The following is a 26437-nucleotide window of genomic DNA, read 5'->3' as shown; positions in this document are numbered from 1 at the left end:
CCGCCATCACGCACACGTTCGAGCGCGCCACGCCCAGCGCCGAGCAGACCGCCTTCACTGGCCGTCCTTGTCCAACAAGGGCGAGCGCGCAATCCACTTTTTTTCTCGAGCGAACTCGACTGCCTCCTTCAGGATCTCCGCTTCCATCGTCTTTTTGCCAAGCATCCGTTGCAGCTGCGCGATCTGCGCGCGGGCGGCCGCCAGTTCGCTTGCCGGCACCACCGATTCTCCAGCAGTCACGGCCGTCAGCGCGCCTTCGCGCTCAAGCTTGCGCCAGTTGAACAGCTGGCTCGCGCCGACGCCGTGCTTGCGTGCGACCAGCGATACGCTCATGCCTGGTTCGTATGTCTCGCGCACCAGCGCAGCTTTTTCCTCGGCAGACCAGCGCCGGCGGCGTTCCTGGCTCACGGTTACCACTTCGATCGTTTGCTTGTTCCTAGTCATATGCACAGTCCTATTTCTATCCGTAAGAATAACGCATAGGCCGTGTCCGGTGAATCAGGGGGCTATCTCACTGGCATACCAAGCGTTCGCTGATGGCTTGAACGCGGCGGGGAAACCTGTCCCCGAGAACAGGCCAGCAAGCGATACCGACACCGACGTCATTTACCGAGCATTAGACAATGCCGTGTTTACTTGGCTTCATAAAGCACGGGAGTCGCAAGACCCGCCCCTTCCATCGTTTCAGGCCGTACGGGCGGCTTTTCACCAAGGAGAGGCGGTCGCACCTACCTCCGGATTCCACGCCAATACGCATATCCAGATTTCGCTTCGTGACAATGCTTGCGTCATCGGCTGGTTCCTTCCTGCCGGCGCCGAATTGCTAACGGAGCATCAGTATGCCGAGGCAAAAGACAGGTTAAGTGCAGTACATGCGTCGAACAAGAAACCACGTATTCGTGCCGAGAACAGATAATCCCTTTAGGTGATGAACACTCAACGGCAAGCCGGTTGTCAACTAAAGGACGTCCGTTAGCAGAGCTTGGTCACAGCCTGAGTATTCGCCATCACAGCTAGCGAAGTTTCTCCGCGGCGCGGATTTTCGAACTTGTTCCTTCTGGGCCTCCGTCAGCAGAGAATCCACGCAGCCAGAGTAGCCACCATCGCAAGCGACGAAATTTCTTCGGAGTGCCGACCGGTGTACCGCTGCGTCCAGCTGGCGGACGGCAACCGCTGCCGCGTCTTCGGCAAGCCGGAACGGCCCGCGTTCTGCGGCGGCCTGCAACCGTCCGGGGAAATGTGCGGCGACAGCCGCGAGCACGCCATCCGCTGGCTCGACGAGCTGGAGCGGGTGACGGCGCCGGGCTAGGCGCCGCGGCAGCGCCTCAGTAGCTCAGCCGCGCCATTTAAATGGCTTGGGCTCACTAGTCCTCCTGCCTGCGATCCTGTCGCGAACGTAGGCATGAACTTCATTCGCCGCGTAACCCAATCCGCTCGCCAGCGTCGTTTCGCGGGCGGCTTTGGCATCGGCCAGAAACTGCTCAGCCGCGACAGTCGCGCAGGAGTGCCGCTCCGCAGGCGATGGGCTCTCGGTCGCCATAATATTCCCTCCTTAGTTGAACCCCGCCACCGCGTGCGGGATGTAGGCCGATTCCAGCAGGGCGACCTCGTCCGGGGTCAGCTTCACCTTGAGGGCGGCGACCGCGTCGTCGATGTGGGTGTTTTTCGTCGCGCCGATCAGCGGGGCCGTCACCACCGGGTTGTGCAGCACCCACGCCAGCGCGACCTGCGCCCGCGGAATGCCGCGCGCCTCGGCCACCCGCTTGACGCGCTCGGCCACCACGCGGTCGGCCGCCTCGGTCGCCGTGTACATCTCCTTGGCGATCTGGTCGGTGTCGGAGCGCTTGCTGGCCACGTCCCAGTCGCGCGTCAGGCGCCCGCGCGCCAGCGGGCTCCACGGGATCACGCCGACGCCCTCGGCCGCGCACAGCGGCAGCATCTCGCGCTCCTCCTCGCGGTTGATCAGGTTCAGCTGGTTCTGCATGCTGGTGAAGCGGGTCCAGCCGTTCAGGTCGGCCGTGTACAGCGCCTTGGCGAACTGCCACGCGTACATGGACGAGGCGCCGATGTAGCGCGCCTTGCCGGCCTTGACGATGTCGTGCAGCGCCTCCAGCGTCTCCTCGATCGGCGTGTCGTAATCCCAGCGGTGGATCTGGTACAGGTCGACGTAGTCGGTGCCCAGGCGGCGCAGGCTGTTGTCGATCTCGGCCATCAGCGCCTTGCGCGACAGGCCGCGCTGGTTCGGGCCCTTGCCCTGCGGGAAATACGCCTTGGTGGCGATCACCACCTCCTCGCGGCGCGCGAAATCGCGCAGCGCGCGGCCGGTGATCTCCTCGCTGGTGCCGTCGGAATAGGAATTGGAGGTGTCGAAGAAGTTGATGCCGGACTCCAGCGCGTGGCGGATCACGGGACGGCTGCGCTCCTCGTCCAGCGTCCACGGATGGCCGCCGCGCTCGGGCACGCCGTAGCTCATGCAGCCCAGCGCCAGGCGCGACACTTTCAGGCCGGTGCGGCCCAGGTTCACGTATTTCATTGCGATAACTCCTATTTTTCCATTTGCATAGGGCAGCACAATATACCCCGGCTCCCCCGGTCCAGATAGTGGTTTGTGGTGATAACACCAACAACGGCCGGTTGCGAACGCGATCACGCCGAAGCCGCGCACGGTTCAAGAGGAACCCATCGGCTCGTGGTAAGCTTCGACGCCGAATTTCCCTCCAACTCAACAACGCAAGCAAGCACACCTCATGGACATCACACTCGCGCTACAGGCCATCATCATGGGCCTGGTCGAAGGCTTCACCGAATTCCTGCCGATTTCCTCCACCGGCCACCTGATCCTGGCCGGCAGCCTGCTCAATTTCGTCGGCGAAAAGGTCAAGGTGTTCGAGATCGTGATCCAGACCGGCGCCATCCTGGCCGTCATGTGGGAATACCGCGCGCGCATCGCCACCGTGCTGTCGGGCATGTTCTCGGACCCCAAGGCGCAGAAATTCATCGTCAACCTGATCATCGGTTTCCTGCCGGCCGCCATCCTGGGTTTCATTTTCAGCAAGGCCATCAAGGCCTCGCTGTTCCACCCGATGCCGGTGGCGCTGGCCTTCATCGTCGGCGGCTTCGTCATCCTGTGGGTGGAAAAGCGCGCCAAGGCCAATCCGCACGCGGTGCGCGTGGAAACCGTGGACGACATGAGCTACCTGGACGCGCTCAAGGTCGGCTGCGCCCAGGCGTTCGCGCTGATCCCCGGGACCAGCCGCTCGGGCGCCACCATCATCGGCGGCATGATGTTCGGCCTGTCGCGCAAGGCGGCCACGGAATTTTCCTTCTTCCTCGCCATTCCCCTGCTGCTGTCCGCCACGGTATACTCGCTGTACAAGGAACGCGCGCTGCTGTCGGCGGCCGACTTGCCCGTCTTCGGACTGGGCCTGCTGGCCGCCTTCGTGTCGGCCTTCCTGTGCGTGCGCTGGCTTTTGCGTTACATCAGTTCGCACGACTTCACCATTTTTGCGTGGTATCGCATCATATTCGGACTGGTGGTTATCGCCAGCGCCCATTTCGGCCTAGTCAACTGGGCCGCCTAAAGAAGACATGACCAATCAGGACACCAGCGAACGCGCCCTCCACCTGCTCCAGACCGTATTCGGCTACCCGGCCTTCCGGGGCCAGCAGGCGGAAATCGTAGAACACGTCAGCAACGGCGGCGACGCGCTGGTCCTGATGCCGACCGGCGGCGGCAAGTCGCTGTGCTACCAGATCCCGGCGCTGGTGCGCGACGGCGTGGGCGTGGTGATCTCGCCCCTGATCGCGCTGATGCAGGACCAGGTCGACGCGCTGGCCGAGGTCGGCGTGCGCGCCGCCTTCCTGAACTCCACCCAGACCTACGAGGAGGCCAACCGCATCGAGCGCCTGGTGCGCACCGGCCAGATCGACCTGGTCTACGTGGCGCCCGAGCGCCTGATGACGCAGCGCTGCCTGGACCTGCTGCGGGATTCGAAAATCGCCCTGTTCGCCATCGACGAGGCGCACTGCGTGTCGCAATGGGGCCACGACTTCCGGCCCGAGTACATCAAGCTGTCGGTGCTGCACGAACACTTCCCGGAAGTGCCGCGCATCGCGCTGACGGCGACGGCCGACCACCAGACCCGCGCCGAGATCGCGCACCGCCTGCAGCTGGACGACGCGATGCAGTTCGTGTCCTCCTTCGACCGCCCCAACATCCGCTACCAGATCGTCGAAAAGGCCAACGGCCGCAAGCAGCTGCTGGACTACATCACCACCGAGCACGCGGGCGACTCCGGCATCGTGTATTGCCTGTCGCGCAAGAAGGTGGAGGAGACCGCCGAGTTCCTGTCCGAGAACGGCATCCGCGCCATGGCCTACCACGCCGGCATGGAGCACGCCAAGCGCGCCGCCAACCAGGCCAAGTTCCTGCGCGAGGAAAACATCGTCATGGTCGCCACCATCGCCTTCGGCATGGGCATCGACAAGCCGGACGTGCGCTTCGTCTGCCACCTGGACCTGCCGAAAAGCATAGAGGGCTACTACCAGGAGACCGGCCGCGCCGGCCGCGACGGCATGCCCGCCAGCGCCTGGATGGCCTACGGCCTGCAGGACGTGGTGCTGCAGCGGCGCATGATCGACGAGTCCGAGGCCGACGAGAACTTCAAGCGCGTGCTGGGCGCCAAGCTGGACGCCATGCTGGGCCTGTGCGAAACGCTCAGTTGCCGGCGGGTGCGCCTGCTGGACTACTTCGGCGAGGCCGCCATCCCCTGCGGCAACTGCGACACCTGTTTGATCCCGCCGATCTCCTTCGACGGCACGGTGCCGGTGCAAAAGCTGCTGTCGGCCGTCTACCGCGTCGACCAGCGCTTCGCCGCCGGCCACGTGATCGAAGTGCTGCGCGGGGTGGAGACGGACCGCATCAAGACCTGGCACCACGATTCGCTGTCCGTGTTCGGCATCGGCGCCGACCGCAGCGAGCAGGAGTGGCGCGCCATCCTGCGCCAGGTGATCGCGCTGGGCCTGGTGACGGTGGACCACGAGAATTACAGCTCGCTGAAACTGACGGACGCGGCGCGGCCCGTGCTCAAGGGCGGGCAAAAGGTGCAGCTGCGGCAGTACCAGAAGCCGGTCAAGCCCAAGCGCTCGACGTCGGCCGCCGCCAAGGGCTACGCGGAGACGGAGCTGTCCGGCAAGGAGCAGGCCATCTTCGACAAGCTGCGCTGGTGGCGGGTGGAGACGGCGCGCGCGCACAGCGTGCCGGCCTACGTGATTTTCGTCGACGCCACGCTGCGCGAGATCGCCAAGGCGCAGCCCGCGTCGCTGGACGACCTGCGCGGCATCAGCGGCGTGGGCGAGAAGAAGCTCGCCTCCTACGGCGAGGAGATCGTCGCGCTGATCGCGGAGATGCTTTAAGCGTTACGCCAAGGCTTGCCGGTAGCGTCCCGGCGGCGCGCCGGTGGCGGCGCGGAAGCGATGGCTGAAGTGGCTCAAGTCCGCGTAGCCGCAGGCATCGGCCACCTGCTGCAAGGGCAGGTCGGTGGAGACGAGCAGCGAGCGCGCCCGGTCCAGGCGGCGCTGCGCCACCCACGCCGACGGCGGCATCCCGAACGACACGCGGAACATGCGCGCCAGGTGGAACTCCGACATGCAGGCCAGCCGCGCCAGGTCGCCCAGGGTGATGGGCCGCGCCAGGTGCGCCTCGACATAGTCCGCCAGACGGCGCCGCACCACCGGCGCCAGCCCCCCGCGCGGGCGCGCGCCCGGATCGGTCATCGACTGCGAGCGCAGCAGCTCGCTCAGGGCCGTGTGCGTGATCTCGTTCACGCGCAGCAGCGCGTCCGGCCCCTGCCAGGGCGTGCGCACCAGTTCCTCGCACAGGCTCACAAGGCGCGGGCTCTCGAAATAGGTGCGGTCCGCCAGGGTCAACTCGCGCGGTTCGCGGTCCAACTCCACCACGGCGCGGCGGGTGAAATGCTCGGGCATGAAATACACGTGCAGCAGGCGCAGACGGTCCCGCACCACCCACTCGGACTCGTGCCAGTCCGGCAGCGAGCACAGGCGGCCCGGCGCGCCGTACCGTCCCGGCGCCCCGCCCCGTTCGGTGCGATAGCCGCCGCCCAGGTAGCAGGACAGCGTATGGTGTCCCGGCTGGGTATAGGAAGTGATCGACTCGTCCGTTTCCCGGTTCCAGATCGCCACCGCCAGGCCGTCGCCCAGCCAGGCGAAGCGCTCCAGCGTCGCGTCCGTGCCCGACATGGTCTGGAAAACCGCGTGGGATATCGCCTCCGTCCCAGGGGGCGGAGCCGCGTCGAGCGTGGAAGGGGGAGTAAAGTCCATGGCAAAAAGTCTAGCACGCCCCCGCCCCGCCCGCGCCCCGGTCCACCGAAATGCGCAATCCCAGACAACCAGCCTTGCCAAAATTACATCGGTGTCAGGCGCGACATTCGGACATTTGACTCGGCGTCCCCGTCCGCATGTCCGAATGTCGCGCCTGACACCGATGTGAGTTTGACAACTTGGTTTGCGCAAGGGGAGACAAGCGCGATGGGACGCGGAGGGGGATGCTGGGGACTTTCCCACCTCGCCGGGCCACGCCGCCATGAACGCTTTTCTTTATCTGCTCACCGTATTGATCTGGGGGACGACCTGGATCGCCATCAAATTCCAGCTGGGCGTGGTGGCGGCGCCCGTTTCCATCGCCTATCGCTTCTGGATCGCGGCGGCCGTGCTGTTCCTGTTCCTGCTGGCGACCCGCAAGCCGATCTGGCCGCCGCGCCAGGCGTGGCGCTATCTGGTGGCGCAGGGGGTGGCGCTGTTCTGCTGTAATTTCCTGTGCTTTTACTATGCCAGCCAGTGGGTGCCCAGCGGCCTGGTGGCGGTGGTCTTTTCCACCGCGCCGATCTGGAACGCGCTGAACGGCCGCCTATTCCTGGGCCGCGAGATCCGCCGCCAAGTGCTGGGCGGCGCGCTGCTGGGCCTGGCCGGCATCGCCATGCTGTTCCTGCCCCAGATGCGGGGGCACTGGAACGACAGCGGCATGCTGGCCGGCCTCGGCCTCGCCCTCCTCGGCACGCTGTGCTTCTCCACCGGCAACCTGCTGTCCAGCCGCATGCAGTCGCTCGGCCTGGCGCCTTGGCTGACCAACAGCTGGGCGATGCTGATCGGCGCCGCCATCCTCACCGCCGGCGCGCTGGCGCTGGGCATGCCCTTCTCATTCGAGCCCACCACGCGCTACGCGGCGTCGCTGCTGTACCTGGCCATTCCGGGCTCGGTGGTCGCCTTCACCGCCTACCTGCTGCTGGTGGGTCGCATCGGCCCTGACCGCGCGGCCTATTCCACAGTATTATTCCCCATCGTGGCGCTGACGATGTCCACCTTCTTCGAGGGCTATCACTGGACCGCCACCGCCGTCTGCGGCCTGGCGCTGGTCCTGGCGGGCAACCTGCTGGCCTTCATGAGGCCTTTGCAACAACCGGCGCTGGCCGGCGCGAAATGAAACCATCACCAGGAGTTTGCGCATGACCCTTTCCACCCGCCGCGTGCGCGCCCTCCTGCTGGCCCTGCTGTCCGCGCCCGCCTTCGCCGCGCCGCCGGCGGACACGGTCTACCGCAACGGCTACGTCTACACGGTGGACGCGCGGGACAGCGTGCAACAGGCGGTGGCCGTCAGCGCCGGCCGCATCGCCTATGTGGGCGACAACGAGGGCGCGCTGGCCCACACCGGCCCGGGAACGCGCGTGATCGACCTGCAGGGCCGTATGCTGATGCCGGGGCTGGTCGACGGCCATATGCACCCGCAATCCGGCGGCGCGCGCCTGCTGAACTGCAGCCTCGATTACGCGTCCCTCACGGTGCCGCAATTCCAGCGGCGCATCCAGGCCTGCCTGGAGAAGGACAAGAACCCGGACCCCAGGCGCTGGCTGATCGTCGTGAACTGGTTCCAGCAAGGCATGCTGCCGGCCGGCGTGGAGACCACGCGCGCGCTGCTGGACAGCCTGCCGACCAGGCGCCCCATCGTCGTGCGCTCCTCCTTCGGCCACTCGGTGCTGCTCAACACCGAGGGCCTGCGGCTGGCGGGCGTGAAGCGCGGCACGCCCGACCCGGCCGCCGGCAAGATCGCGCGCGACGCCCATGGCGACGCCACCGGCCTGCTGGAGGATTCCGCGCAGGACATGGCGATGAACCTGCTGCCGGCGCTCACGCCGGCGCAAAACCTGTCCGCCTCAAACGCCGCGCTGGAGGCGATGCGCAAGCGCGGCATCACCTCCTTCCTCGACGCCTACACCGATCCGGAAACGCTGACCGCCTTCCGCCAGCTGCAGCGCGAGGGCAAGCTGACGGCGCGCGCGCATTTCGCGGTGCTGGTGGACCACAACGCGAAGGCGCCCACCGCTGGCGTGGCGGAGGTGGTGAAACTGGCCCGCCGCTTCGACCAGGGCGCCATCCGCGTCGCGCCCTCGATGCAGGTGCGCCACGCCAAGCTGTTCATGGACGGCGTGATCTCGGCGCCCGCCTTCACCGGCGCGATGCTGGCGCCCTATCACGAGAACCAGGGCACGGCGGAGCGGCCGCGCTGGGCGCCGGGCGCGAACCAGGGACCGCCCAGCTATTTCTCGCCGAAGCTGCTGCTGGCGACCCTGTCCGCGCTGGCCAGGGCCGACATCGACGCCCACATCCACACCGATGGCGACCGCGCCGTGCGCGACACGCTGGACGCGCTACAGGCCTTGCGCGCCACGCCCCGCGGCAAGGCCATGCGCCCGGCGTTGGCGCACGATGAGATCGTGCATCCGGCCGACTTCCCCCGCTTCGCGCAACTGGACGCGACGCCGGTGCTGTCGCTGCAATGGGCCAAGCCGGCGCCGGACACGGTGGGCGCGCTGAAGGACTACATGGGGGAGGAACGCTACGCGCTGGTGGAGCCGCAGGCGCTGCTGCGGGAGGCCGGCGCGCGCATCGCCTTCGGCAGCGACTGGCCGGTCGATCCGCTCGATCCCTGGTTCGCCTTGAAGGTGGGCGTGACGCGCACGGCGGCGCCGGACGCGGGCGCGGAGTACGCCGGCCGGCTGGGCTCCCAGCCGGGCCTGACGCGGCAGGCGGCGCTGCGCGCGATCACGATGAACGCGGCCTACACGCTGCGGATGGAGAAGGAAGTGGGATCGATCGAGACCGGCAAGCTGGCCGACCTGATCGTCCTGGACCGGAACCCGATGGAGGTGCCGGCCGAGGACATCGCCAACGTCCAGGTGCTGCAGACGATGGTGGGCGGGAAGATCGTCTACTTTACTTCTTGGTGAACACCAGGTCCCACACGCCGTGGCCCAGCTTCAGGCCGCGGTTTTCAAACTTGGTCAGCGGACGGTAGGCCGGCTGCGGCGCGTAGCCCTCGGCGGTGTTTCGCAGGCCGGCCTCGGCGCCCAGCACCTCCAGCATCTGCTCGGCGTATTCCTGCCAGTCGGTGGCGCAGTGCAGGTAGCCGCCCACCGCCAGCTTCTTGACCAGCAGTTCCACGAACGGACCCTGGATCAAACGGCGCTTGTTGTGGCGGGCCTTGTGCCACGGGTCCGGGAAGAACACGTGCACGCCGGCCAGCGAGCCGTCCGGGATCATGTTGTTCAACACTTCGACCGCGTCGTGCTGGATCAGGCGCAGGTTGCCCAGTTCCTGTTCGCCGATCTGCTTGAGCAGGCTGCCGACGCCGGGCGTGTGCACCTCCACGCCGATGAAGTCCTTCTCCGGCATGCCGCGCGCGATGTGCGAGGTGGTGTCGCCCATGCCGAAGCCGATTTCCAGCACCACCGGCGCCTTGCGGCCGAAGGCGCGCTCGTAATCCAGCGGCGCTTTTTCATATTCGATCAGGAATTTCGGACCCAGTTCCTCCAGCGCGCGCGCCTGCGCGGTGGACAGGCGGCCGGCGCGCGTGACGAAACTGCGGATGCGGTGCTCGGTCGGGTCGTACAGCATGGCCCGTGCCGGGTTGGTTTGGGAATCTTTAGGCGTATCAGAAGACATGGGGGATCAGCAAAATTCAAAGGACGATCCGCCATTATACGTGAAGCGCTTTGCCTTCCCGGCGGGTGCTGCCTGCGATAATACGGCTTTCACCGCATCCGCACCTTGCCAAAAATGATAGACGCACTCCTGATCGCCCTCATGGCGGCCTCCCTGGCCGCCATGTACCTGCTGCTGAAAAGCGGTTTCCGCGCGCCCGCGGCGCCACCCGCGCCGGCGCCGGCCAAGGCCTACGAGCCCGCCGCGCCGGGCGCGCCCGCCAGGCACTGGTCGGACGAGGGCCGCCTGCAGACCGAGGTGCTGGCCGAATCGCGCTTCCACGCCACGGTGCGGGAACTGGCCGGCGAGCACGGCGACCAGGGCGCGGACACGCGCCTGCCGGCGGTGCTGGCGGTCGATGCCGCCAATCCCTATGAAGACAAGCCGGTGGCCGTGTTCGTGGCGGGCCGGATGGTGGGCTACCTGGGCCCCAGGGACGCGCAGTACTTCCGCGAGCAGCAGACGCGCCAGGAGATAGCGGGCCAGCCCGTGTCCTGCGACGCCGCCATCCGGGGCGGCGGCCTGTGGAACGGCAAGCGGCTGGCCTACGCGGTGTGGCTGGACATCGAGCCGGCGCGCTGAGGCCACGCGCCGGGCCGGCGCGCGCCGCCAGCGGTGTGGCTCGTCCCCGGATGCCGCTCTTATAATCGGAGCCTGGAAGGTACCGACGAGGAGCGAGGCCATGACCACCGTTGCGATCAATTTGAGCCAGGCGGCGCTGGACAATCTCGCCGCCCACCGCGCGCAATACGGCGCCGACACGCTGGCCAGCTGGTTCGACCAGTTCATCAAGGCCGGCTACCGCTTCGCCGCCGATCATTACTATTACGACAGCATCGCGCTGACGCCGCCCACCGGCACGCTGACCTATGCCGACGGCGCGCGCCAGACCTTCACCGGCCTGGCGCTGGACACGCCCGGCGCGGCCAGCGGCAGCTACACGGCGGCCACGCTGGAGGACACGGTCCCCAACGGCTACCGCCTGCTGTACGAGGGCCAGCTCAAGTTCGGCTACACCACCACCCCGGCGAACGGCGTGGCGATGAGCAACCAGGGCGGCCAGGTCGCGGCGATCACGCTGCAGACGATGGCGCCGGCGGGCGGCGCGCAGTACGACAACATCCTCGGCAACACCACCGCCACCGTGCGCGGCGCGCTCGTCTCGGACGGCCAGCGCTTCAGCGGCGCGGTCGGCGCGCTGGAAGCCCGCGCCGACAAGTTCCTCGTCTCCAGCGGCATCACCGGCGGCTTCCAGGTCTCCGGCGACGCCGTCGCCATCGGCCAGAACACCGCCGGCACCACCGTCGGCGGCACGCTGGCCACCTTCGCGCAGCGCTACGCGGACGGCAGCGCGATCGACGTGCGCGGCGCGCTGGCCGTCACGGGGGACACCGTGTTCGACGAACGCGTGCTGTCCAACGCCGCCCACTTTTCAGGCAATGACGACATCAGTGTCACCCTGCCCGCCACCCTGGCCACGCCGTGGGTGGTCATGTCCGGCGAGGGCGACGACAAGGTGACGCTGACCGGCGGCGGCATCCAGCTCTCCGTGTACGCGGGCAACGGCGACGACACCGTCGTCCTCGGCAACCACAACCACGCCGTCGACGGCGGCGCCGGCCTCGACACGGTCATCGCCGCCGGCGGGCGCGGCGCCTACGCCATCGCGGCGCGCGCCGGCGGCGGCTACATGCTGACCTCGCTCGCCGGCGGCGGCGCCGATACGCTGGCCGGCGTGGAGCGCCTGACGCTGGACGACGCCAGCATCGCGCTCGACATCGACGGCAGCGGCGGCCAGGCCTACCGCCTGTACCAGGCCGCCTTCGACCGCGCGCCCGACAGCGCCGGCCTGGGCTACTGGATCAAGATGATGGACAACGGCCTCGCCCAGCGGGAGGTGGCGCGCCACTTCGCCGCCTCGGCCGAGTTCCAGGAGCTGTACGGCGTACGGCTCAGCAATTCCGAACTGGTCAACAGTTTCTACCGCAACGCGCTGCACCGCGAACCGGACCAGGCCGGCTATGAATACTGGCTCGACGTGCTGAACCGCAAGCTGGTCACGGCCGCCGACATGCTCGCCATGTTCAGCGAAAGCCCGGAAAACCAGCACGCCATGGCCGCCGTGATCGGCAACGGCTTCGCCTACACGCCCTATGGCTGAGCGCGAAAAAACAATGGTATATTGCGATTCCATGTTTCCAATATTCAACTTCCGCCGCAGGGCGACACTGCTCTCCATGGCCGCCTGCGCCCTCGCCGCCGCGCACGCCCCGGCGTGGTCCGGCGCCATGGTGTACCGCTATTGGGACTGGGGCAAGACGCCCAGGCGCGATGACTACCAGGTGGCGGTGCTGGAACTGGCGCTGAGGAAGACCGAGCCGGCCTACGGGCCGTACTGGGTGGTGCGCGTGCTGGACAACCTCAGCACCTTCCGCGCGCGGCGCGAGGTCAATTCCGGCAAGCGCATGAACGTGCTGGCGGGCCCGTGGCGCGACCAGCGCGGCATCGGCCCGCTGGACCGCAATTTCCTGATCGACATCCCCATGCTGCACGGCCTGCTGGGCTGCCGCCGTCTGATCGTGCGCAGGGAGGACCTGCCCCGTTTCAGCCAGATCACCAGCTCGGCGCAGCTGAAGCAATTGAAGGCCGGCATGGCGCGCGGCTGGGTGGACGTGGACGTGCTGCGCCACAACGGCTACAAGGTGGAGGACAGCGGCAACCTGAACAATCTGTTCGACATGCTGGCGAACCAGCGCTTCCATTACCTGCCGATGAGCGTGATCGAGGTGGAGTCGGCGCTGGCCCAGCACCCGGGGCTGGCGGTGGTGCCGGAGCTGATGCTCTACTACCCCCTGCCCACCGTGTTCTACGTGAGCGACCACGAACCCAGGCTGGCCGAACGCCTGGAGGCCGGCCTGGCCATGGCGAAAAGGGACGGCACGCTGGACGAGTTGCTGGCGCGCCACTTCCAGAAGGAATTGCAGGAAGTGAAGAGCGGTCCCGGCAGGTATTTCGTCCTCGACAATCCCTTGCTGCCCCAGAGCTACGCCGCCGCCACGCCGGCGTTCCAGAGCCGCTAAGGCCGGGATTGCTACCGCGGCGGCGTTTTCTTCTTCTCTTCCGCGCCCAGGTTCTCGTCGATGTCCGGCGACGCCGACCGCACCCGCTGGTACGTGAGCGCGCCGGTGTTCGGCGCCAGCCTCGGTCCCGTGTAGAGCGGCGCCAGCTCGGCGATGTCCCGGTCGAACCGGATCGTTTGCTGTTCATACGTCGAGACCAGGGCGCCGCGCTTGAGCTCGCGCCTGTCGTTATCTAAAGCTGATGACCGAATCATTTGCGTGCATTCGAATGATCTCGGCCATTTTGGCGTCGTGCTTGTATTTCGCCGTAAGCTGCTTGAGCTGTCTCTGCGCAAGCTGACAGTGCTTAACGACGCCCCGCTCAATCTCCTGTTGTCGCTTCTCATCCAAGCCGCCATCGAACTCACCAGCGAAGTGGTCACAGGCGTCTGCGGTTTTGATGAAGAGTTGGACATCCTTAGGAATTTTCTCTTTGGCGAGCACCGCGCCGGAAGCCACCAAACAGGCGACAAAAACCGCTGTTCTGATCGTCATAATTTGCCTACCGTCCATCGTTCGACCAGTGGGGCTCATCCCTGCCGTTGCCAGCGTACTTTTTCACCCCATAGGTGGCGCCAATTTCAATGAGCTGCCGATTCATGCCGGTGCGCGGAGCCGTTTTGATCTGAACCAGTTTGCCTTTCGCATCCATCACGCTCACCGTGCCACTCCAGGAAAGTGTCATATCGATTGCCAAACCTACATTGTGCTGGGAACGCAGCGCGGGCTTGGTACGAAGCCTGCGCAGCGACATGACTTCGACCATATCCTTGGCCGCATTGATTGACCGGCGTTCCTCATCGCGTAGATGAAGTCGTCCACGGCCTGCCGAAAAGTTCCGCGTAGATCTCTAGTGTCATTGCTGCCTGAAAAGCGATTTCCCCATTTAGCGCCGCTCAGCTCCTTATTGCTCTGCCGTCGTGCATGGTTGGTTTGGGATGCGAGGCTAGCTGTAGTCATGTTGAACCTCCGTAGTCGCGAATGGGTGCGTCTGTTCGTGGAGGTTCAAGAATAGCTTGGCGACCAGATGCCGCCGTTGATTTGGGCCCAAAGAAGTGACGAACAAGGCGTCGCCAGCCGCGCCCGATGCGCGGCGTTGGACGAAGAGTTCAGCGGGTGGACAGCACTCCGGCCGCGCGCGCCGGAGTGCTCCGCCCCCTTTATCGGCCCACCACCTTGACCGGCCCCGGCACCTTGCGGCCGTCGCCCGCCGTCAGGCTGCCTGTGGCGTCGTTCCAGCGCAGCTTGGTGATGGTGGCCTTGCCCTTCTCGTAGTCGTAGGTCCGGCCATCGTCGTCGTACAGCGTGAAGTCGACGTCCTTGCCCGGATAGACCTTGATCTCGGCGATCGCCTGCTGCGTCGCGGTCGACTGGATGTCGGCGCCGATCGGCAGGATGGAACCGGCCTTGACGAACAGCGGAATCCGGTCGATCGGCGCGGCCACCTTGACCCAGCGCCCGCCGGCCAGCTTCTCGTTGGTCCAGTAGTTGTACCAGTCCGCGCCGGCCGGCAGGTAGACGTCCTTCTCGGTCTGGCCCTGCTGCGTGATCGGCGCCACCAGGAAGGCCGGGCCGAACATGTACTGGGTGCCGATGTCGGCCACGTTCGGGTCGCCCGGGAAGTCCATCCACAATGGCCGCATGAACGGCGCGCCGGTGTCGTAGGTGATCTTGGCCTGGCTATAGATATACGGAATCAGCTGGTAGCGCAGCGTGTTGTAGCGCGCCATCACCGCCTCCGCCTGCTTGCCGAAGGACCAGATCTCGCTTTCCTTGCGGTCGCCGTGCAGGCGCAAGGTCGGCGTGAAGGTGCCGTACTGGAACCAGCGCGTGAACAGTTCCGGGTAGTCGTGGTTGTTGCCCACCACGCCGCGCGCGTCCGACGGGTCCAGCAGCGGCGGCTTGGTGGCCGTCGTGGTGGACGGCAGGTTCTGCCAGCCGCCGATGTCGTTGCCCCAGTAGGCGATGCCGGAGGCGGTCATGTTCAGGCCGGTCGGGATCTGGCGCGCCAGCGCTTCCCAGGTGGGGTGGATGTCCGACGACCAGAACAGCGCGCCGGTGCGCTGCGAACCGAGGTAGGCGGCGCGCGACAGGATCATCACGCGCTTGTTCGGCTTCCACGCGCGCATGTTCTCGGCCATGCCTTCGACGTGCACCAGCGGGAACAGGTTGCGGTAGCGGTCGCCCGTGCCGATGGAGTAGTGGAAGCCGTCCGGCACCAGGTCCGGTTCGGTCTCGTCCAGCCACGGATAGTCGAAGCCCTTGGACAGGATGTTGTCGCGCGCCTTTTCCCAGAACCACTTGCGGGCCGCCGGGTTGGTGGCGTCGATCAGGCCGCCGGTGCGGTCGGAGCGGAACGGCAGGCCGTCCACGGTCTTGCCGTCCTTGTCCTTGAGCAGGTAGCCCTTGGAGTCGAGTTCGTTGAAGTAGCGGCCCGACGTTTCGAAGCGCGGCCAGATCGAGATGATGCTCTGCATGCCCATGTCGTGCAGCTGCTTGTTCATGCCTTCCGGATCGGGGAATTGCGCCGGGTCGATGTCCATCTGGCCCATGCGGGTCCAGTAGAACCAGTCAACCACCATGATGTCGAGCGGGTACTTCTTCTGGCGATAGGTGTTCGCCACGCGCATCACTTCCTGCTGGCTCTCATAGCGCGCCTTGGACTGGATCAGGCCGAAGGCGGCCTTGGGCGGGATGGGCGTCTTGCCCGTCACGCGGGCGTAGCCGGAATACAGTTCCTGCGGGTTGTTGCCGGTGATGACGAAGAAGCTGACGCGCTCGCCCACGTTGGACTGGAAGCCGGTGCGGCCGTTGACGGCGGCGATGAAGCGCGTGGCCGACGGGTTGTCCCACACGATGCCGTAGCCCTTGGACGAGACCATGAACGGCACGCACACGGTCTCGCCGGCGGGCGCGTCGTACCAGTGTTTGCAGTCGATCACGCGGCCGCGCAGGTCCAGCGACGACATCGATTCCTGGTTCTGGCCCATGCCGTAGTAGTGCTCGTCCGCCGGCGCGGAGAAGGAGGCGCCGACCTGGAAGGTCTTCTCGCCGTTGACCGTCTGCGGCGACATCTCCCAGCCGCCCATGTTGAGCACTTCCTCGCCCTTGGCGTTCTTCACCTGCAGGCCGACGCTGGCCAGCGACGGGGCAAAGTATTTTTCGCCCTGGCTGGGCACGCGCGGAACGGAGGGCGGGTTGACGCGCAGCGTCATGGCCGAGGAGGTGAAGACGTCGCCGTCCTTGCCGCCGCTGTGGCGGAAGGCGCTGTTGTCCGCGTTCCCGGCCAGGATGCCGTAGCCGGGGCCCTTCAGGACCTCCGCCTTGTCCACCGCGATGGTGACGTGCACGATGTTCGGGCCATAGGCCTCGATGGATACGAAGGCGCCGTTGCGGTCCAGCGTGGTGAGGGGGGCCGCGAAGCCGGCCGGCGCGGTGGTAGCCACCAGCGCGCCGATAATGGCGCGCATCGGAGTGAGTCTCATCTATATCCTTTTTTTATCGGTCAGGTTGTTATTTCGAGGCGTTCAGCTTGAGCAGATACACGTCGTTTTCGCGCAGCGGCAGTTTCATGCTGAGCCGCCCGTCCGCGCCGACGCTGACTTTGCGCTGTTCCTGGGGCTTGCCGGTCGCTTCCGCCTTCAGGGCGGTCACCTGCGGTTTGCTCAGCTGTTTCGGCGAACCCATGCCGATAAAGGCGGTGTAGGCGTCGTTGCGCTTATAGCCGACCTGGGAAATATCCAGCGTGTAGCGGCCCGGTTTCAACCCGCGCATATTGACCGCGACCTCGCCCTTGTTTTTCGGCGGCAAATCCTTGATGAAGAATTGCTGGTTGTTGATGCCTTCCGGAAGGGTATGGGTGTAATCCCACAGGACCATCTGGACATTGCCCTTGCCATCGGTGGTGGCGAACGAATGCTTATCCTTGTTTTCCAATTCATTGGCCGCCAGCTGGTTCATGAATTGATAGGCGAAATAACCCGGCTTTTTAATACCCTGCGTGTTCATCAAACCGAAACCACCGTGAAACGCCTCGAAACGCGGACCCGGCTCTTCGAATATGTCGGTGAACACCCAATAGGACATCGATTGCGCGGCGGTGCCGACCTGTTTCAGCTTTTGCAGAATATAGGCCGCCTGGTGATAACTGTCGTGGGTCGGATCGGCCGGGGTATAGGAGGAACTCCATTCGGTATAGTGCAGCTCCAGATTCGGCATGGCCGACTCCGCGATTTCCTTGCGATTCTTGAGCACGTCGCCGCTGACCGCTTGCTCATCCTTGTTCAGCACCGTGCCTTTCGTGCCGAATTCGTCGAGATAACCCTCGCCCACGCCGTAGGTGTGGGTGCTGACGAAATCCAGCGGCACCGCGTTCTTGGCGCAATAGGCGATCATTTCGGGAATCCAGGCCGCGCCGGCCGTGGCGGGGCCGCCGACCTTGTAGCTCGGGTTCACGCTTTTGACGGCGCGCGCGGCGTAGGCGTACAGCTTGAAGTACTCATCCTGCGTGCCGGCCCAGAAGCCGTCCAGATTGGGCTCGTTCCACACCTCGAAGTACCAGCTGGCCACTTCCTTGCTGCCATAGCGCTCGGTCCAGTGTTCGGTCAGGGCCTTTACCAGCTTGCCCCACTTGTCGTAGCTGTGCGGCGGGGTGACGTTGCCGCGCCACCAGAAGATGGTCTTGCTGCCGCTGGCCAGCGCCTGCGGCATGAAGCCGAGTTCGACGAAGGGTTTGACGCCGATGCTGAGCAGATAGTCGAACAGCGAGTCGATGTACTGGAAGTTGTAGCGTTCGTTGCCCTGGGCGTCCGTGCCGCCATAGACTGCCATGTCGTCGGTGAGCAGCCCGTGCATGCGGATGTACTTGAAGCCCGCGTCGCGCTTGATCTCGGCCAGCTGCTGCTGCCAATCCGCGCGCAGGCCCTCGTTCGCGCGACCGGCGCCGACGGCCAGGTTGAAAGTTTGGGGGAGCTTGCCCTGGACCCGCTTGACGTCGACGTCGACAACGCGCTCCTGCCCCCAGCCGTGCAGCGGCAGGGTCAGCAAGGCGCTCAGCGCGAGCATGGCTATTTTATTAACACTCATTTGTCTCTCTCTATTGGTTGGAACAAAGCCGAACAGCCGTCCACACTACCGGGGCGGGCCTGCCTGGAGGTAACGTTTGCACTGAAACTTCTACAGAAATGCGAATAGTTGAAGAATTCGGGACGCAAGTGTTAGCGCGCCGGGGTCTCCGCTACTTGCCGCTCAGCGTGCGGAAGGCCTTGGGCGTGCACCCGTATTCCTCCTTGAACAGCTTGTTGAAGTAGGAGACGTTCGCGTAGCCGACCGAGTAGGCGATCTCCGCCACGCTGGCCGTGTTCGTTTCCGCGAGCAGGCGGGCGGCCTCGGTCAGGCGCAGCTTGTTCAGATACGCGCTGAAGGTGAAGCCCAGCTCCGCCTTCAGGATGTCGTTGATCTTGTTGCGGTTCGCGCCGGTCTCGGTCATCACCGCGTCCAGGTCCAGGTCCGGCTTGGCGTAGCTGGTGGCGATGAAACGCAGGATGGCGGCCTTCTCCTTGTCCCGGTGCGGCTCCAGCGACAGCTGCTGGTAGGCGACCAGCGGCAAATCCCGCTGCAATTTGTCCTTCACGTCCGAGATCAGGGCCAGCGCGTGGCGCCGGAAAAACCACAGGCAATAAGCGCCCCACGAGATTATCAGGAACATGGCGAGCGAATAGAGATAGGAGAATTCACGGCCTTTCAGCGTGATCTCGCTTAACTCCACCGTCGAATCCACAAACGATGGGCTCTGGAATGTGCTGCTGAAGGCGATCCTCGGCACTTTATCGAGTTTATATGCCTGCCGCGACAGATTGAGCTTGAACATGTCGAACCACCATTGCGCCGTTTCCAGGCGCGTCAAATCGAGTTCGGTGTGCGCGCCATCCTCGTCGCAAGAGAAAAAGGCCGACGGCGTGCGGAAACTGACCAGTTTATCCGGCTTGGTGACATTGGGATCGAAAGTGGGAATACCCAGCATCAGCGTATTGGCCGGGGCGCATTTGGCATTGAGCGAAATGGAGGTGTAGCGGGATAAATCGACCAGCACCGGTTTGCCGTTTTTATCCTGGAACACCAGGGCGGCGGTGGCGTACGGATGGACGGCGGTCTTGGTGAGGATGAACCGGAATCGCAGCCGCGACGTGGCGTCCACGATTTGAATCGCCGAGTTTCCGCCGCCATCGAGCGCGTCCGAACTTCCCTCCCCGCGCCAAGGCATGGAACTGTCTTGCGCGGGCAACAGGGGAAGACGCAAATGGCTGAGGCTGACGCACCAGTAGCCGACAAGAAGGCTCACGCCGGCGAGGGACACGAAGGCGATCAGCGCCTTCTTATAAAATTCTTGCATTTTTAATCAGAGGAGCGCTGGGGCGGCGGGCCGCGCATGTGGCGTACATTGCGATCGCTGGCCTCACATTCAGAGCGTAGGTGCTTGACTTGATTTGACTGGAGCGGGTGAAGGGGATCGAACCCTCGTCGTAAGCTTGGGAAGCTTCTGCTCTACCATTGAGCTACACCCGCGACACCCGCATTCTACGCGGGATTGCACGCTGTTGACAACATTGCAGTATGGTTGCTGTGATGGAAAATGGGATGGCCGATTTCACCGAGGTGTGATGGCCGCACAGCACCACCTACACATCGCGCAGTAGCTGCCGAGATTGAGCAATTAGTCGACAACCGTGGCGTAGGCCACAGCGGTATGCGTGAGGGCAAGCTTGCGTACGAGCTTGTAGCGTGCGTCCATGCTGCCGCGCAGCTTGTAACCGAAGGGGTTCTTGCCGTGTTTCTTGTTCCACTCGCGTCCACGTCTTTCTGGGCAAGTTTGAGCAATTTCCAGTCCTGTGGCATCGTGCCTTCAAATTAGCAATCAGCAATTAGTTAGCGGGAACTCCAGCCAATCCACACATTACTCCTCTTACTCGCTGACATCCAGTCCTAAAACGATTGAGGAAAAATCGAAAAACCGCCGCCTTAATAAACGCCCGATCATTGAAGCCACAGTCGCCCAAAAAACCACCATACGCTTCGATTGCTGATGCCACCGAATGATGATCAGTTAAGACCTGCTTACTTCGCAAACACCAGCTTCTAAACTCCCCCATCCACTGCTTTATAGTTTCCTCATTCAACACGTCGTCCCTATAGCGTTTTCGCAATGAGAAAACCTCATCCCAAGTAGATACCTCTTCACTCAGATCGGAAAAATCAATAACCCACTCAGCGACTAAAGGGCCCACTAACGTATTGTTTATCTTGCTATTGTCCAACGATAAAATCTGCTGCCCAGCCAGATAGGGATCAAAAACCATTCGACGAGTTCCATCCGCTCTCCACATGACATCTTCAGAACGTTTGTACTGCGAGTTGCACTTCCCCCCCATCGGGACCAGGTTTCTAAGGTTCGCCGCGGCAAATGGATATTTACTCTCGGCCAAATAGTGATCAAGTGCTTCGCGCTTACTGGTAGGTGCACTAAAGTACTCAAAACCGCAAAATGGACAGACCTTACTATCAATTTTTTTATGAATTAACCTATACTGACGATCACGTATTCCAAAGTCTGTAAGCAGGCCAAACGCGAACTCAAACAGCTTTTTTATCGGTTCTTGAATGCTGACCGGGAGATCAGTAATTTTTCCGCAATTTGTGACAGCAGGAAGAAGCGTATCGATTGAGTTTTGCTCATTGAGCATTAGCAAAACATCTAACCTTTCCGCGCTAGAAAGCTTCGATACGCTTTCTTTGTAAGTGAAAAATCTATCTTTAAGTCCGTATTTTGCCTTAACTTTTCCCCTATACTTCTGCGGCAAAAAATCTGGCCACTCAGCCAATACCACTCCATCATCAATACTTTGATGAATTATTCTAATAGCATCGATCAAACACTCATGAAGCCAATTCTCTAAGGTAGAGTCTAACGGGTATCCAAAAAGCATTATTTCCCCGTCTTTTCCACAGCTATTTGCCTGAGACGATCTGCCAACAGCACTTTCTCAACAGAGCTTCCCAAATTGACCATTTCATGTTTAATATATTCAGCATCAGTTGACTCCATCAACTCATCAATTTTTGATCGCGACTCTTGAGAAATCGGTGGACTAACATCAAAACACTCCGATAAGATAGCATCAAAATTGGCTCCAAAAGTTTCAATATCTGGGGGCGCAACCTCAATCTTGCCAAAATCGGATTTTCTCCTGAATAACAAGACCTTCTCCCTGGACAAGTCCGATGGGACAAAAGGTGCATGAGTAGTTAAAAGACAATCCTGTTTCGCAGCGTGTGAATCGTCGCGTCGTTTTCCTTGTGCAGTAGGCAAATCAAGGAGCTGAGACAAGAATTTCACCCTCCAGCGGGGATTAAAATGTGATTCGGGTTCGTCCAATAAAAATAATACCCCTGGGAACGCAATCATACTAAACGTTCCTAGCAGCTGTGCAAGTTGGTGTTCACCATCAGATAGGGAAACATAATCTACAATCGAACCAGTTTTTTCTGAACGAAATCTTACACGCTCAAAACGAAATACCTTATCCTCATCTTGCGGCTCAGGAAGACGAGATGCAAATCGTCGCGCTTTAGTGTCTTTACTGAACCGTACTCGTGTCTTCTTCGGAATAGCGAGATCATTTAGCATTGCAAGCTTATGCAGAGCCGTATAAAGATCAAGGGCGGATTTCCAATGTTCTTTAAAAGCCCGTATAGTTGCTTCGTTCACAAAGAAATCAAAAATATAAGTTTCGGTATCTTCATTAAAACTAAAGCAAGTAGCGCATTTTTCCAAACTTTTAAGATACTGTTCTAACTCATCAGTAAGTTGAATCCCTTTGCGCAGAGGAGGTGGCTCTCCTTTTCGTCTTGGGTGTTTAGGAACGGCACTATGAGCTAGCTGAATTACGCAACGAAAGGAGTGCAGATGAGTAACACGAGCATGCGAAAGAATTTCCGTCTGATGCTTGTTTTCACCCAAAAGCAGATTTGCAACCAATACTTCTAGATGAGTACCGTAATCTATTAACATTAGTCGCGTCTCGGGCAAAAAGGTCTTGTTACTTTTCCCATTTGCCATATCTGCTACATCTTTTGCGTACCCACTTCTGCTGATCAAAAATGGAAGACTCAGAGTTTCATTATCTCCCGACGAATATCCCACTATTAGAGACGGCAAAATTTCCTTTGCACGATGCGATTTCAAGTCGCACTTTACTTCATCTCCATCAGTGAGTTCATATAGATCAAGAGAAGTCCTACCAGAATCGTCCTTAAGACGGGTTGCTTTTATATGGCAATCAGCACCATTCACTGACATCAAATATTCTAGCTCAAAGAGTATTTCTGGGTTACCCTCAGATCGCTCCTCATCTGGGACAATTGCATGAAAAATGGACTGAAAAATCTCAGCAATGAGCTGCAAAAATTGTGACTTCCCAGCACCGTTTGGGCCAATTAAGCACAATGGATCAAATGACGAAACTGGATCAAAAATATTTCTAAAATTTAAATCCAATCCATCGAGCAATCCACCGCAAGTGTCTGCCGCAACAATATTCAATCGAATTAGCCGCATAATCAGATTCGCTCCAAACGTATTTCACGACTCACAGTGTCAAAAATTTGCCTGATTGGAGGCGAATCGGAGTCTAAAAAATCGAATACCAATTCTTTTAGAGACTCATAATCATATCCTGAAGACTCCAGCAAATCCGCGAAAGTGAATTTCTCTGAGGATTGTTGGTCAATTATCTCTTTTAACGACTCTTTTGTGGATTTCATTTTTTTACGCTTTTGATAAGATGACTCTTTAGGCACATCTGAAACTGAAGCATAATACGATTCAATTCCAGCCAAAAGAATTTCCGCCGGCTCATCCTTCTCATTTTGCGGAAGTAGTCCTCCGCCAAATGCTTTTGACAATAAAGAAGGAATTAGCTTATCAAGCCTATCTAGAGTCGCCTTGTATCTCGATTCAATGTTCTCGCCAAAATCCAATAAAATCTTTACCCGACGACATATTTCTATTTGCTCATCCAGCGGAGGAAGACAAAATTTAAATCCAGCCAATTTTTTTGCATTTATATTGGACTGACTTACACCATCGGCCTTTACTTGCCAACAAAAATCACGCCCTTGAGGGCTACCTAAACAATAGTTCAAATATTCGGGATCTAGTGCGTCACCACAACGAATGCGAATGAGGTATCCGGCATAAATTGCCGCTCTCTCCCCTTTATACACAGCAGTTTTACCAACCAATTCTGGGCTATTGGTCCGATTAAATAGAACATCACCGGATGATAATTTATATTTCTCAATCTCAACCGGATCAGACGTAAAAACCAATTGATCCCAATTTAGCTTACCTTGCTGAATGTTCCCCATTCGCAAAACTGGGATATCCCCTTTCTTCTCGGACTTCGAAGAAGTGCCATAGGAAAAGTCTTCGACAACACTACCCAGCTCAACTTCCGTCCAATCAAATATCCGAATATTATTTTTTCGCCACTTCGCGCTTAACGAGCCGCGAGTTGCCGCTTCCAAAACAGCTTGTCTATAGCGATTAAGAATACCGGGAATTCTATTTAATCGTTCCCGGCTGCGCCCCGCGAGCTCCAGTATAGAATCTAGTTTTTCGGTGATTCTTAACTGCTCCGCATACGGGGGAAGTGGGACTTCAAAATTCCTAATATCATCTAATCGAATTCCCTTAACCGTTGTACCGGTCCCCAATAGCTGAATTTCATTCCACTTGGATCTCCAGAAGTATTCGATATATGTTTTATTAATACCCTTCTTTACGTTCAAAACTTTCAGGTCTTGATTAAATGCAGTGGCGAAACGCGGCCTTACTATTTTCCCCAAAGACATTCGCACAGAAATAATTAAGCTGTCTTTCGGAGCCAACCCACTTGGCATCTTAAGCAACGCTTCTTTAGATATTTTATCAACTGTCTTATTGGGGAAACGTTCAGTCATATCTTTGACAGTCATAAAAGGTATGCTGCCGCGGAAGTTAGACGAATTGGCTTTGGAAGGAGTACTGCCTCCAACTATGCTTTCCAACAAATTTCCCAATTTAACGACGGCCCATCCATTAGGCAATTCTTTCATTGCACAATATCCTCACCAAGATGTCCAAGGATGGAATTTAAATCTAACAAGGCCGCTTCAAGCTCATCTATTGCCTCTTGCGCTAAAATTGCTGGCTCGGGAAGGTCTTCTGCATTTTCCACGTTGCTGTCTTTAATCCAGATAGCATCAAGCCCACGTCCCTCATCAAGTAATTTCTCAATATCAAAGCACCGAAAACGTCCATCAATCCCCGTTTCTGTTCGCGGCGAGTTTCCAAGAGGGTCATCACCGTACGCATCTTCGAAATCCGAAAAATGCTCCCGAGAAAATGGATCTCTCTTATTGAATTTTGGCATATTCGTGCGCATGTCATATATCCAAACCTTAGTTGTGCTGTTTTTCGCGTTGTCACTTACTTTATTGAAAAACAGCACGTTGGTCTTCACACCTTGCGCATAAAAAATCCCTGTTGGCAACCGAAGTATAGTGTGCAACCGACACTTATTCATCAAATCATTACGAATTTCGGCTCCCACGCCCCCATCAAAGAGAACGTTATCAGGTACAACAACTGCAGCACGCCCGCCATTCTTAAGAGACCGATATATATGTTCCAAGAAAGCCAATTGCTTATTAACAGTGGAAAACAAAAGATCTTCTCTTGTCGCACCACCGCCTCCCTTCGCGGTTCCAAAAGGTGGATTGCTTAATATAACATCGGCACGAGGTAACAATGTTCCAGCGCTACCTAGAGTGTTCCCTAAGCGAACGACTCCTTCACCATCTCCATCGATGCCATGAAGTAAACAATTCATCAATGCAAGTCGACGTGTCTCAACAACAAGCTCCATGCCTATGTAAGCATGCCTCTTCTGGAAGTTCTTTTCCTTAGTACTGATTTCCTTGGCCTGGTTGCCCTTAGCCCTAATATAAGAAGCCGCCGCAATTAGAAAACCACCTGTACCGGCGGCAGGATCTTGAATTACTTCGCCCACTTTAGGACTTAGTACCTCAATAATACTATCAATTAAAGGGCGCGGAGTAAAATATTGTCCAGCCCCAGATTTAATTTCACTTGCATTTTTCTCTAAAAGGCCTTCATACACGTCCCCCAAACCATCTTTTTTTACACTGAACCAATCAATAGCATCAATGCCTGAAATTAGTTGCTCCAAGTGTCTTGATTCCTTTATTTTGGTATGAGCATTAGAATATATCTCCGCCAGGACGCGATCTGAGCTCTCGCTTAGTAGATTTAGAATTTTTCGGTAACGAAGCAAGACATCATCGTTAGAAGGAGCTGCAAGCTGCTTCCATCTGGCGTACTCCGGAAGTTTATGTTCTTTTAAAATTCCGTTTTCTATATTTTCAGACTCCATTTTTATGAATAGCAATAAAACCAATTCAGATACGTAGTCAGAATAATTTATTCCGTCATCACGTAGAATGTCGCACATGCCCCAGAGCTTTTGGACAATATCATTATTTCTCATAATAATTCCTGTATTCCCAATAATCTTCATTGGGGAATTTTTAACCTATGGCTTCGCCGTAAACTATTGAGTACTCCGCCTCGAGAGGAACCTATAGACTGGTAGGCGCAATTGCGATGAAGTTTAGGGAGGCTCGGCTGCGCGAATCTCAGCTACATCCAAGTTCAACTCTACTTTTTATACTATGCAGCAGCTGACGAATTGCAATCTAGACGGAGGGTTGCAGCAATTGCATCAACTGTGCAAGAAGTTGCCGGTTGACGCCGATCGCCAGTCTACGAAGATATCCTACGTTTGTCGATGGGTCATTGACTAATTTACTATCATTAGTGCAGTGATAGCTTGCAAAGCTGATTGCCAGGGTGGGTAGCCAGCCCTCTCGGCTAAATTGGTTGCAATCCTGCAACTTACTGGCGGACACGGCTCTGCGCCCCTTCAGACGTGCTTGGGCGAATGTGGCAACAAGTGATCATCGGCCTTAGCCCGTTGTTCGCATAGGCTAACAGTTTATCGAGGCCGCTTTGGAAGTTAGCATGCCATGCCATGCCTAGCTAGCTACACGCATGAACGAGCCGATAGTTCAAGAAGCAATCATGCTTTGGGCTCAACTCCGTTGTGCTCTCGTTTCTCAATATAACACGAGCGGAATTACACCCG

Annotated in this window: 21 protein-coding genes, 1 tRNA gene and 1 pseudogene; 8 read left to right on the top strand and 15 right to left on the bottom strand. The window is 59.7% G+C overall.

Annotated elements, in window-relative coordinates:
• A pseudogene (locus BM436_RS33205) lies at positions 1 to 444 on the bottom strand (transposase); the annotation flags it as partial.
• Between the two features lie 694 nt (positions 445 to 1138).
• On the opposite strand from BM436_RS33205, the gene BM436_RS33195 reads away from it, so the two are divergent.
• Positions 1139 to 1309 (top strand): Fe-S-cluster oxidoreductase, encoded by a 171-nt coding sequence (locus BM436_RS33195; protein WP_229490975.1) that lies wholly within the window; start codon positions 1139 to 1141, stop codon positions 1307 to 1309.
• A gap of 243 nt (positions 1310 to 1552) precedes the next feature.
• Here BM436_RS33195 and BM436_RS33190 read toward each other — a convergent pair whose 3' ends face one another.
• Positions 1553 to 2533 carry an aldo/keto reductase gene (locus BM436_RS33190; protein ID WP_093560934.1) on the bottom strand — a complete coding sequence of 327 codons (981 nt, stop codon included), beginning with the start codon at positions 2531 to 2533 and terminating at the stop codon, positions 1553 to 1555.
• Between the two features lie 214 nt (positions 2534 to 2747).
• Here BM436_RS33190 and BM436_RS33185 point away from each other — a divergent pair, with 214 nt between their 5' ends.
• Positions 2748 to 3581 (top strand): undecaprenyl-diphosphate phosphatase, encoded by an 834-nt coding sequence (locus BM436_RS33185; RefSeq protein WP_093560932.1) that lies wholly within the window; start codon positions 2748 to 2750, stop codon positions 3579 to 3581.
• Between the two features lie 7 nt (positions 3582 to 3588).
• A complete protein-coding gene (recQ, locus tag BM436_RS33180; RefSeq protein ID WP_093560930.1) occupies positions 3589 to 5415 on the top strand; it encodes a DNA helicase RecQ in 1827 nt (608 codons plus the stop codon).
• A 3-nt stretch (positions 5416 to 5418) separates the two neighbouring features.
• Here recQ and BM436_RS33175 read toward each other — a convergent pair whose 3' ends face one another.
• A complete protein-coding gene (locus tag BM436_RS33175; protein ID WP_093560928.1) occupies positions 5419 to 6339 on the bottom strand; it encodes a helix-turn-helix domain-containing protein in 921 nt (306 codons plus the stop codon).
• Between the two features lie 262 nt (positions 6340 to 6601).
• Here BM436_RS33175 and BM436_RS33170 point away from each other — a divergent pair, with 262 nt between their 5' ends.
• Entirely contained in the window at positions 6602 to 7498 is an 897-nt protein-coding gene (locus tag BM436_RS33170) for a DMT family transporter (protein WP_093560926.1), read from the top strand.
• Positions 7499 to 7520: 22 nt separating this feature from the next.
• Complete coding sequence (locus tag BM436_RS33165; protein WP_093560924.1) at positions 7521 to 9299, top strand: amidohydrolase; 1779 nt, start codon at positions 7521 to 7523, stop codon at positions 9297 to 9299.
• Here BM436_RS33165 and trmB read toward each other — a convergent pair.
• On the bottom strand, positions 9286 to 9966 hold the full coding sequence (trmB, locus tag BM436_RS33160; protein WP_093560922.1) for a tRNA (guanosine(46)-N7)-methyltransferase TrmB: 681 nt from the start codon (positions 9964 to 9966) through the stop codon (positions 9286 to 9288). The two genes, BM436_RS33165 and trmB, sit on opposite strands and share 14 nt — an antisense overlap.
• A 162-nt stretch (positions 9967 to 10128) precedes the next feature.
• Between trmB and BM436_RS33155 the strand changes: the two genes are divergently transcribed.
• The 3 genes from BM436_RS33155 to BM436_RS33145 all read left to right on the top strand — a co-directional run bounded on the left by BM436_RS33155 (position 10129) and on the right by BM436_RS33145 (position 13133).
• Complete coding sequence (locus tag BM436_RS33155) at positions 10129 to 10635, top strand: hypothetical protein (RefSeq protein WP_143133429.1); 507 nt, start codon at positions 10129 to 10131, stop codon at positions 10633 to 10635.
• A 100-nt stretch (positions 10636 to 10735) separates the two neighbouring features.
• On the top strand, positions 10736 to 12214 hold the full coding sequence (locus BM436_RS33150; RefSeq protein ID WP_093560918.1) for a DUF4214 domain-containing protein: 1479 nt from the start codon (positions 10736 to 10738) through the stop codon (positions 12212 to 12214).
• A 31-nt stretch (positions 12215 to 12245) separates the two neighbouring features.
• Positions 12246 to 13133 (top strand): substrate-binding periplasmic protein, encoded by an 888-nt coding sequence (locus BM436_RS33145; protein ID WP_177307719.1) that lies wholly within the window; start codon positions 12246 to 12248, stop codon positions 13131 to 13133.
• 11 nt (positions 13134 to 13144) lie between these two features.
• Here the strand turns inward: BM436_RS33145 and BM436_RS33140 are convergent, their stop codons facing one another.
• The 11 genes from BM436_RS33140 to BM436_RS33095 form a co-directional block, all read right to left on the bottom strand.
• Positions 13145 to 13387: a hypothetical protein gene (locus tag BM436_RS33140; protein WP_093560914.1), complete on the bottom strand. Its 243-nt coding sequence runs from the start codon at positions 13385 to 13387 to the stop codon at positions 13145 to 13147.
• Positions 13362 to 13667: a hypothetical protein gene (locus BM436_RS33135; RefSeq protein ID WP_143133428.1), complete on the bottom strand. Its 306-nt coding sequence runs from the start codon at positions 13665 to 13667 to the stop codon at positions 13362 to 13364. The genes BM436_RS33140 and BM436_RS33135 overlap by 26 nt, the downstream gene beginning before the upstream one ends.
• Before the next feature lie 7 nt (positions 13668 to 13674).
• Complete coding sequence (locus BM436_RS37595; protein ID WP_218164982.1) at positions 13675 to 13938, bottom strand: hypothetical protein; 264 nt, start codon at positions 13936 to 13938, stop codon at positions 13675 to 13677.
• 394 nt (positions 13939 to 14332) lie between these two features.
• On the bottom strand, positions 14333 to 16657 hold the full coding sequence (locus BM436_RS33125; protein WP_093560910.1) for a glycoside hydrolase family 31 protein: 2325 nt from the start codon (positions 16655 to 16657) through the stop codon (positions 14333 to 14335).
• 28 nt (positions 16658 to 16685) lie between these two features.
• Positions 16686 to 18257 (bottom strand): GH39 family glycosyl hydrolase, encoded by a 1572-nt coding sequence (locus tag BM436_RS33120; protein WP_093560908.1) that lies wholly within the window; start codon positions 18255 to 18257, stop codon positions 16686 to 16688.
• 151 nt (positions 18258 to 18408) lie between these two features.
• Positions 18409 to 19563 carry a helix-turn-helix domain-containing protein gene (locus BM436_RS33115; RefSeq protein WP_093560906.1) on the bottom strand — a complete coding sequence of 385 codons (1155 nt, stop codon included), beginning with the start codon at positions 19561 to 19563 and terminating at the stop codon, positions 18409 to 18411.
• 99 nt (positions 19564 to 19662) lie between these two features.
• Positions 19663 to 19736, bottom strand: a tRNA-Gly gene (locus BM436_RS33110).
• A 356-nt stretch (positions 19737 to 20092) separates the two neighbouring features.
• Entirely contained in the window at positions 20093 to 21100 is a 1008-nt protein-coding gene (locus BM436_RS36665) for a hypothetical protein (protein WP_143133427.1), read from the bottom strand.
• Between the two features lie 53 nt (positions 21101 to 21153).
• Positions 21154 to 22785, bottom strand: coding sequence for a restriction system-associated AAA family ATPase (locus BM436_RS33105; protein WP_093560904.1), 1632 nt, complete (start codon positions 22783 to 22785; stop codon positions 21154 to 21156).
• A gap of 2 nt (positions 22786 to 22787) precedes the next feature.
• On the bottom strand, positions 22788 to 24326 hold the full coding sequence (locus tag BM436_RS33100; RefSeq protein ID WP_093560902.1) for a restriction endonuclease subunit S: 1539 nt from the start codon (positions 24324 to 24326) through the stop codon (positions 22788 to 22790).
• Complete coding sequence (locus BM436_RS33095) at positions 24323 to 25810, bottom strand: class I SAM-dependent DNA methyltransferase (protein WP_229490970.1); 1488 nt, start codon at positions 25808 to 25810, stop codon at positions 24323 to 24325. The genes BM436_RS33100 and BM436_RS33095 overlap by 4 nt, the downstream gene beginning before the upstream one ends.
• Between the last annotated feature and the right edge of the window lie 627 nt (positions 25811 to 26437).

Source organism: Pseudoduganella namucuonensis (genome assembly GCF_900116645.1).
Taxonomy (GTDB): domain Bacteria; phylum Pseudomonadota; class Gammaproteobacteria; order Burkholderiales; family Burkholderiaceae_D; genus Rugamonas; species Rugamonas namucuonensis.
Note: the sequence above shows the minus strand (reverse complement) of the source record. Positions and strands in the feature narration are given on the sequence as shown.

Coding starts and splice junctions, on each gene's coding strand:
- BM436_RS33145 (WP_177307719.1), top strand. CDS start 12,246: ATGTTTCCAATATTCAACTTCCGCCGCAGGGCGACACTGCTCTCCATG.
- BM436_RS33100 (WP_093560902.1), bottom strand. CDS start 24,326: ATGAAAGAATTGCCTAATGGATGGGCCGTCGTTAAATTGGGAAATTTG.
- BM436_RS33165 (WP_093560924.1), top strand. CDS start 7,521: ATGACCCTTTCCACCCGCCGCGTGCGCGCCCTCCTGCTGGCCCTGCTG.
- BM436_RS33120 (WP_093560908.1), bottom strand. CDS start 18,257: ATGAGTGTTAATAAAATAGCCATGCTCGCGCTGAGCGCCTTGCTGACC.
- BM436_RS33185 (WP_093560932.1), top strand. CDS start 2,748: ATGGACATCACACTCGCGCTACAGGCCATCATCATGGGCCTGGTCGAA.
- trmB (WP_093560922.1), bottom strand. CDS start 9,966: ATGCTGTACGACCCGACCGAGCACCGCATCCGCAGTTTCGTCACGCGC.
- BM436_RS33105 (WP_093560904.1), bottom strand. CDS start 22,785: ATGCGGCTAATTCGATTGAATATTGTTGCGGCAGACACTTGCGGTGGA.
- BM436_RS33135 (WP_143133428.1), bottom strand. CDS start 13,667: ATGACGATCAGAACAGCGGTTTTTGTCGCCTGTTTGGTGGCTTCCGGC.
- recQ (WP_093560930.1), top strand. CDS start 3,589: ATGACCAATCAGGACACCAGCGAACGCGCCCTCCACCTGCTCCAGACC.
- BM436_RS33095 (WP_229490970.1), bottom strand. CDS start 25,810: ATGAAGATTATTGGGAATACAGGAATTATTATGAGAAATAATGATATT.
- BM436_RS33175 (WP_093560928.1), bottom strand. CDS start 6,339: ATGGACTTTACTCCCCCTTCCACGCTCGACGCGGCTCCGCCCCCTGGG.
- BM436_RS33155 (WP_143133429.1), top strand. CDS start 10,129: ATGATAGACGCACTCCTGATCGCCCTCATGGCGGCCTCCCTGGCCGCC.
- BM436_RS33115 (WP_093560906.1), bottom strand. CDS start 19,563: ATGCAAGAATTTTATAAGAAGGCGCTGATCGCCTTCGTGTCCCTCGCC.
- BM436_RS33150 (WP_093560918.1), top strand. CDS start 10,736: ATGACCACCGTTGCGATCAATTTGAGCCAGGCGGCGCTGGACAATCTC.
- BM436_RS33170 (WP_093560926.1), top strand. CDS start 6,602: ATGAACGCTTTTCTTTATCTGCTCACCGTATTGATCTGGGGGACGACC.
- BM436_RS37595 (WP_218164982.1), bottom strand. CDS start 13,938: ATGGTCGAAGTCATGTCGCTGCGCAGGCTTCGTACCAAGCCCGCGCTG.
- BM436_RS33140 (WP_093560914.1), bottom strand. CDS start 13,387: ATGATTCGGTCATCAGCTTTAGATAACGACAGGCGCGAGCTCAAGCGC.
- BM436_RS33125 (WP_093560910.1), bottom strand. CDS start 16,657: ATGAGACTCACTCCGATGCGCGCCATTATCGGCGCGCTGGTGGCTACC.
- BM436_RS33190 (WP_093560934.1), bottom strand. CDS start 2,533: ATGAAATACGTGAACCTGGGCCGCACCGGCCTGAAAGTGTCGCGCCTG.